Below are 7,113 nucleotides of genomic sequence, written 5' to 3' on the forward strand. Positions count from 1 at the left end.
CCGGTGGCGCAGTACCCCGTGATCGCGCCGCCCTCGATCGCCCTCTCCACCGCCTTCCCGGGCGCCTCGGTGGAAAGCCTCTACACGGGCACGACCCGGCTCATCGAGGATGAGCTGAACGGGGCGGCCAACATCATGAGCTTCGAGTCGACCACCGACTCGTTCGGCTCGATCAACATCACCGCGACATTCCTGCCCGGCACCGACCCGGCGCTGGCCTCCGTCGAAGTCCAGAACCGCCTCAAACGCGTCGAGGCGCGTCTGCCCGCCGAAGTCCGCCAACAGGGCATCCTGGTCGAGGAGGCCTCGGCCGCGACGCTCAACATCATCACGCTGGTCTCGACCGACGGGAAGATGGACGAGATCGGCCTCGGCGACTTCCTCATCCGCAACGTCATCAATGAGATCCGGCGCGTGCCCGGCGTCGGGCGCGCCACGCTGTACTCGACGGAGCGCAGCCTGCGCGTCTGGATCGATCCCGACAAGCTGCGCGGCCTGTCGCTGACGCCCGAGGACGTCACCGACGCGATCCGCAATCAGAACATCCAGATCGCCTCCGGCGCGGTCGGTGCCCAGCCGAGCCCGAGCAAGCATCCGGTCTTCGCCCCGATCGTCGTGAAGGGCCAGCTCAACACCGTCGAGGATTTCGGCGCCATTGTCCTGCGGGCGAATTCCGACGGCTCGAACGTGCGCCTGCGCGACGTGTCCCGGATCGAGCTCGGCGGCGATGCCTACCAGTTCTCGACCCGCCTCAACGGCGGCGAGGCGGCCGGCATCTCCGTGACCCTGGCCCCCGACGGCAACGCTCTCGAGACCGCCCAGGCCATCCGCGCCAAGATGGAGGAGCTGTCGCAGTTCTTCCCGGCCGGTCTGAAATGGGACATCCCCTACGACATCACCCCGGCGGTTCAGGCCTCGATCAAGAAGGTCCTGATGACCCTGGTCGAGGCGGTGGTCCTGGTGTTCGTGGTGATGTTCCTGTTCCTGCAGAACATCCGCTACACCCTGATCCCCACCATCGTGGTTCCGATCGCGCTGCTCGGCACCGTCACGGTGATGCTGTTGTCCGGGTTCTCGATCAACGTGCTGACCATGTTCGGCATGGTGCTGGCCATCGGCATCCTCGTCGACGACGCCATTGTGGTGGTGGAGAACGTCGAGCGCATCATGAACGAGGAGGGCCTCTCGCCGAAGGAGGCCACCCGCAAGGCGATGAGCCAGATCACCGGCGCGATCATCGGCATCACCCTGGTGCTCGTGGCGGTGTTCATCCCGATGGCGTTCTTCCCGGGCTCTGTCGGCATCATCTACCGGCAGTTCTCCATCGCGATGGTGACCTCCATCGGCTTCTCGGCGCTTCTCGCCCTGTCGCTGACCCCGGCGCTCTGCGCGACACTGCTGAAGCCGATCGAGAAGGGCCACGGCCATGCGAAGGGCGGGTTCTTCGGATGGTTCAACCGGATCGTCGACCGCGAGACCGCGCGCTACGGCCGCGGCGTCGCGGCGCTGATCAAGCGCTCCGGCAAGGTGATGATGGTCTACCTCGCCCTGCTGGTCGGGGTCGGCTTCGCCTTCCTGCGCCTGCCCGAGGGCTTCCTGCCCGTGGAAGACCAGGGCTTCTTCACGGTCGACATCCAGACGCCGCCCGGCGCCTCGTTCAACCGCACTCAGACGGCGGTGCGCGAGGTGGAGCAGTATCTCCTCGCCCGGCCCGGCGTCGCCACGGTGACGATGCTCAACGGGTTCTCGTTCTCGGGCCAGGGCCCGAACCTGAGCCAGGCCTTCGTGACCCTGAAGCCCTGGAGCGAGCGCGACGCGGCCAATTCCGCCAGCGCCCTGGTGGCCGACACCAACGCGGCCCTCGCGGGCTACCGCGATGCCATCATCGACGCGCAGGAGCCGCCGCCGGTGGACAACCTCGGCAACGCCGCCGGTTTCTCGTTCCGCCTCCAGGACCGGGCCCAGCGCGGCTACTCGGCCCTGACGGCGGCCGAATCGCAGTTGCTGACCCTCGCGAAGAAGAGCCCCATCCTGCAGAAGATGAAGATCGAGGGCCTGTCCCCGACGCCGCAGGCGGAGCTGATCATCGACCGCGAGAAGGCGGCCGCCCTCGGGGTGAAGTTCGAGGACATCAACAGCACGATCCAGGTCAACCTGGGGTCGGTCTACACCAACGACTTCCCCAACCAGGGCAAGATGCAGCGCGTCTACGTCCAGGCGGAACAGCTCCAGCGCATGCAGGCGCCCGACCTGCTGAACTACGGGGTGAAGAACGCCTCGGGCACGATGGTCCCGATGTCGTCCTTCGCCGATCTGAAATGGGGCGTCGGCCCCTCACAGATCGTCGGCTTCAACGGCTATCAGTCGGTCCGCTTCACCGGCGAGCCGGCCGCGGGCTACACCTCGGGCGACGCCATCGCGGAGATGGAGCGCCTGATGCAGCAATTGCCGAAGGGCTTCGGCTACGCCTGGACCGGCCAGTCGCTGCAGGAGAAGCAGGCGGGCTCCCAGGCCTCGCTGCTCCTCGGCCTCTCGATCCTGATCGTGTTCCTGTGTCTCGCGGCGCTCTACGAGAGCTGGTCGATCCCGTTCTCGGTGCTGCTCGTCATCCCGCTGGGCATCATCGGCTCGGTGGCCGCCGTGTACCTCCGGGGGCTTCCCAACGACGTCTACTTCAAGATCGGCATCATCACGATCATCGGTCTCTCGGCCAAGAACGCGATCCTCATCGTGGAATTCGCCAAGGACCTGTGGAAGCCGGGCAAGTCCCTGGTCGACGCCACCATCGAGGCCTCGGCCCTGCGTTTCCGGCCCATCGTAATGACCTCGCTCGCCTTTATCTTCGGCGTGGTGCCGCTGGCCATCGCCACCGGCGCCGCTTCGAAGAGCCAGCAGGCGATCGGCACCGGCGTGCTCGGCGGCATGATCTCGGCCACGATCCTGGCGGTGCTGTTCGTGCCGGTGTTCTTCGTGGTGGTGATGCGGATCTTCCGCCGCAAGGACGCCAACGAGGGCATCCAGCCCGAGGCGGAGCCCGGCGCCGTGCATATGCCGCACCACGCGCCGGCCGAGTAGACCGGCGGTCGCCGGCGCTCACCCATCGGGCAGCCCCGGCGCACACGAACGCAGCGCATGAACAAGGGGCGCGCGGTCCGATCGACCGCGCGCCCCTTGTTTCGTCTGGTCTCGGCCGCTGAGCCCGAGGTCGGGCTCGCCGAACCGAAGTCCGGCTCAGACCTCGCGGGCGATCATCATCTTCTTGATTTCGGCGATGGCCTTGGCCGGGTTCAGGCTCTTCGGGCAGGTGTTGGCGCAGTTCATGATCGTGTGGCAGCGATACAGCCGGAACGGATCGTGCAGGGCGTCGAGGCGCTCACCGGTGTTCTCGTCGCGGCTGTCGATCAGCCAGCGATAGGCCTGGAGCAGGGCCGCTGGACCGAGGAAGCGGTCGCCGTTCCACCAGTAGCTCGGGCACGAGGTGGTGCAGCAGGCGCACAGGATGCACTCGTAGAGGCCGTCGAGCTGGGCGCGATCCTCTGGCGTCTGCTTCCACTCGCCCTCGGGGGCCGGCGTCTCGGTCTGGAGCCAGGGCTCGATCGAGGCGTGCTGGGCGAAGAAGTTCGTCAGGTCCGGCACGAGGTCCTTCAGCACCGGCATGTGCGGCAGCGGATAGATCCGCACCGCGCCGGTCTTCTTGCCCTTGGCGTGCTCCTGGCACTCGTCGATGCCCATGGTGCAGGCCAGCGCGTTCTGGCCTTCGATGTTCATGGCGCAGGAGCCGCAGATGCCCTCGCGGCAGGAACGGCGGAACACCAGGGTCGAGTCGACCTTGCTCTTGATCCACAGAAGGGCGTCGAGCACCATCGGGCCGCAATCGTCCCGATCGACCTGATAGACGTCGACGCGCGGGTTCTTCCCGTCATCGGGATTCCAGCGGTAGATCCGGAATTCCTGCAGGTTGTTGGCGCCCGTCGGCCGAGGCCAGGTCTTGCCCTCGGTGATCTGAGAATTCTTGGGTAGATTGAATTGAGCCATGGTTTGGCGTGCCTAAATCCGTCTCGTGAGAACCAATCCGGGGAACGACAACAGTCGTTTCCTCAGTACACGCGTGCCTTCGGCTCGATGTACTGGATCTCGTTCGACATCGTGTAGGTGTGGACCGGGCGGTAATCGATGGTGACCTGCTTGGAGGTGTCGTCCATCCAGGCCAGCGTGTGCTTCATCCACTCCTTGTCGTCGCGATCCGGGAAGTCCTCGCGGGCATGGGCGCCGCGGCTTTCCTTGCGGTTGGCAGCGGATTCCATGGTGACGACGGCCTGACCGATCAGGTTGTCGAATTCCAGGGTCTCGAGGAGATCGGTGTTCCAGATCAGCGAGCGGTCGTTGACGTGGATGTCGGGAATGCCGGCGGCGACCTTGTGGATGAGGGACTTGCCCTCTTCCAGCACCTCGCCGGTGCGGAACACGGCGCAGTTGTTCTGCATCGTCTTCTGCATCTCGGCGCGCAGCTGCGCCGTCGGCGTGCCGCCATTGGCGTAGCGGAAGCGGTCGAGGCGCCCGAGTGCCTTGTCGGCGGAATCCTTCGGAAGATCCATCTGGCGGGCGCCCGCCTCGACGATCTCGGCGCAGCGCAGGCCCGCCGCGCGGCCGAAGACCACGAGGTCGATCAGCGAGTTCGAGCCGAGGCGGTTGGCCCCGTGCACCGAGACGCAGGCCGCCTCGCCCAGCGCCATCAGGCCCGGCACCACCGTGTCGGGGTTGCCGTTCTTCAGGGTCAGCACCTCGCCATGATAGTTCGTCGGGATACCGCCCATGTTGTAATGGACCGTCGGCAGGACCGGGATCGGCTCCTTCGTGACGTCGACGCCGGCGAAGATCTTGGCGGATTCCGAGATGCCCGGCAGGCGCTGGTGCAGAATCGCCGGGTCGAGATGGTCGAGATGCAGGTAGATATGGTCGTTGGACTTGCCGACGCCGCGTCCGGCCCGGATCTCCATGGTCATCGAGCGGGAGACCACGTCGCGCGAGGCGAGGTCCTTGGCGCTCGGGGCGTAGCGCTCCATGAAGCGCTCGCCCTCGGAATTGGTGAGGTATCCGCCCTCGCCACGCGCCCCCTCGGTGATGAGGCAGCCGGCGCCGTAGATGCCGGTGGGGTGGAACTGCACGAACTCCATGTCCTGCAGGGGCAGGCCGGCGCGCAGCACCATGGCGTTGCCGTCGCCCGTGCAGGTGTGGGCGGAGGTGGCCGAAAAGTAGGAGCGGCCATAGCCGCCCGTGGCCAGGATCGTCTGCTGGGCGCGGAAGCGGTGGATCTCGCCGGTCGCCTGATCGATTGCGATGACGCCGAGGCAGCGGCCCTCCTCGTCCATGATGAGGTCGAGGGCGAAGTACTCGATGAAGAAGTTGGTGTTGTTCTTCACCGCCTGCCCGTAGAGGGTGTGCAACATGGCGTGGCCGGTGCGGTCGGCCGCCGCGCAGGTGCGCTGGGCGGTGCCCTTGCCGTAATCGGTGGTCATGCCGCCGAACGGGCGCTGGTAGATCTTGCCCTCTTCCGTGCGCGAGAACGGCACGCCCCAATGCTCCAGCTCGTAGACCGCGGCGGGTGCATTGCGGACGAGGTACTCGATCGCGTCCTGATCACCGAGCCAGTCGGACCCCTTCACGGTGTCGTACATGTGCCAGCGCCAGTCGTCCGGGCCCATGTTGCCGAGCGATGCCGAGATGCCGCCCTGCGCCGCCACGGTGTGGGAGCGGGTGGGGAACACCTTCGAAATGCAGGCGGTGCGCAGGCCGGCCTGCGAACAGCCCACCGTGGCGCGCAGGCCCGCGCCGCCGGCGCCCACCACCACCACGTCGAAGGTGTGGTCGTTGATCGTGTAAGCGGGAGCGCCGTTGCCGTTGGTTCCGGTGGTGGCCATGGGCAGATCCTTCGGGTTCGGGAGACGGGTCAAACGAGCTTGCCGAGGCCGACGCGCAGGATCGCGTACAGGCAGGCCACGGCGACGATGACCGCGTAGAAATTGTTGGCGAGCAAGCTCAGGAGCTTGAGCGTCTTGTCATGGACGTAGTCCTCGATGACGACCTGCATCCCGATCCTCATATGGGCCGTGACCGAGATCACGGCGAGGATCAGCAGGAGGGCCACCACCGGGTGCGACATCAGCGCGATGGCCTCCGGGTAGGGCCGGTTCGCCATCAGCGCGACGATGACCACGAAGGCCAGCATCAGCGGCGCGTTGGCGGCCGCGGTCAGGCGCTGGGTCCAGAAATGGCCTGCGCCGTGGCCCGAGGCGCCGAGCCCCTTCACCCGGGCGCGGGGCGTGCGCATGGTGACGTTCGTGTTCTGGCGGTTGTCGGCCATCGGTCCGGCTCCTCAGCGCAGGGTGAGGGCGAGCGCCCAGATCAGGACGGTCAGGATGACGGAACCGATCAGGGTCGCGCGGGCGAGGCCCATGCGCTGGGCGCGGTCGAAGCCGTAGCCGAGATCCCAGATGAAGTGGCGCAGGCCGCCCAGCATGTGGTGCATCAGGATCCAGGTGTAGACGAACAGCACCAGGCGCCCGACGATCGAGCCGAAGAACCACGAGACGGTGCCGTAGGCGGACGGGCCGGAGGCGAGGGCGACCAGCCAGATCGCCACCAGGGCAGAGCCGCCGTAGAGGGCGGTGCCGGTGATGCGGTGAAACACCGACATCGCCATGGTCCAGGTCCACCGATAGATCTGGAGGTGCGGCGAGAGCGGCTGGGCGACCGTGGGACGGACGGTTGGAGCCATCGTGCGGAAGGTCCTCGACTGGGCGGCACCATTCAATTTTGAGATGGGCCTCAGAAAAATTTGGATCGTCTCTAAAGTGCTAGCGGGCAGGCGCCAATGCGCAACCCCGCCTTGCCGCAGCGCACATGCGACACAGGGGCCGAATCGTCATTCGCATCGTTTCGCCTCATGGCAGCCATCCGAGCGCACGCCACCAGAGATAATCCAGGGGTGCGACGACGAGGAGGGAGATCAACCCGGTCGCCAGGGTCAGCTTTGTCGCCGCCCGCAGCGGCACCTTGCCGAGATCCAACGCGAGGACGATCGGCGGGGCCTGATAGGGCAGGAACAGGGTCGAG

General features: G+C 66.5%; 5 protein-coding genes. 1 reads left to right on the forward strand and 4 read right to left on the reverse strand.

Going from position 1 to position 7,113, the window contains the following annotated elements; all coding sequences use genetic code 11:
• Positions 1 to 3,075 (forward strand): multidrug efflux RND transporter permease subunit (locus MFF30_RS24880; RefSeq protein WP_238282900.1); only part of this gene is annotated, 3,075 nt, incomplete at its 5' end.
• 156 nt (positions 3,076 to 3,231) lie between these two features.
• On the opposite strand, the gene MFF30_RS24885 is transcribed toward MFF30_RS24880, so the two are convergent.
• The 4 genes from MFF30_RS24885 to sdhC form a co-directional block, all read right to left on the reverse strand.
• Positions 3,232 to 4,035, reverse strand: coding sequence for a succinate dehydrogenase iron-sulfur subunit (locus tag MFF30_RS24885; protein WP_056474864.1), 804 nt, complete (start codon positions 4,033 to 4,035; stop codon positions 3,232 to 3,234).
• A gap of 62 nt (positions 4,036 to 4,097) precedes the next feature.
• A complete protein-coding gene (gene sdhA, locus MFF30_RS24890) occupies positions 4,098 to 5,918 on the reverse strand; it encodes a succinate dehydrogenase flavoprotein subunit (RefSeq protein WP_238282902.1) in 1,821 nt (606 codons plus the stop codon).
• 29 nt (positions 5,919 to 5,947) lie between these two features.
• Positions 5,948 to 6,361 (reverse strand): succinate dehydrogenase, hydrophobic membrane anchor protein, encoded by a 414-nt coding sequence (gene sdhD, locus MFF30_RS24895; RefSeq protein WP_238282904.1) that lies wholly within the window; start codon positions 6,359 to 6,361, stop codon positions 5,948 to 5,950.
• A gap of 12 nt (positions 6,362 to 6,373) precedes the next feature.
• Positions 6,374 to 6,775, reverse strand: a complete 402-nt coding sequence (gene sdhC, locus MFF30_RS24900; protein ID WP_238282906.1) for a succinate dehydrogenase, cytochrome b556 subunit — start codon at positions 6,773 to 6,775, stop codon at positions 6,374 to 6,376.
• Positions 6,776 to 7,113: the final 338 nt, after the last annotated feature.

The sequence above is a fragment of the Methylobacterium goesingense genome (assembly GCF_022179225.1).
GTDB lineage: Bacteria > Pseudomonadota > Alphaproteobacteria > Rhizobiales > Beijerinckiaceae > Methylobacterium > Methylobacterium goesingense.

Coding starts and splice junctions, on each gene's coding strand:
- MFF30_RS24885 (WP_056474864.1), bottom strand. CDS start 4,035: ATGGCTCAATTCAATCTACCCAAGAATTCTCAGATCACCGAGGGCAAG.
- sdhA (WP_238282902.1), bottom strand. CDS start 5,918: ATGGCCACCACCGGAACCAACGGCAACGGCGCTCCCGCTTACACGATC.
- sdhD (WP_238282904.1), bottom strand. CDS start 6,361: ATGGCCGACAACCGCCAGAACACGAACGTCACCATGCGCACGCCCCGC.
- sdhC (WP_238282906.1), bottom strand. CDS start 6,775: ATGGCTCCAACCGTCCGTCCCACGGTCGCCCAGCCGCTCTCGCCGCAC.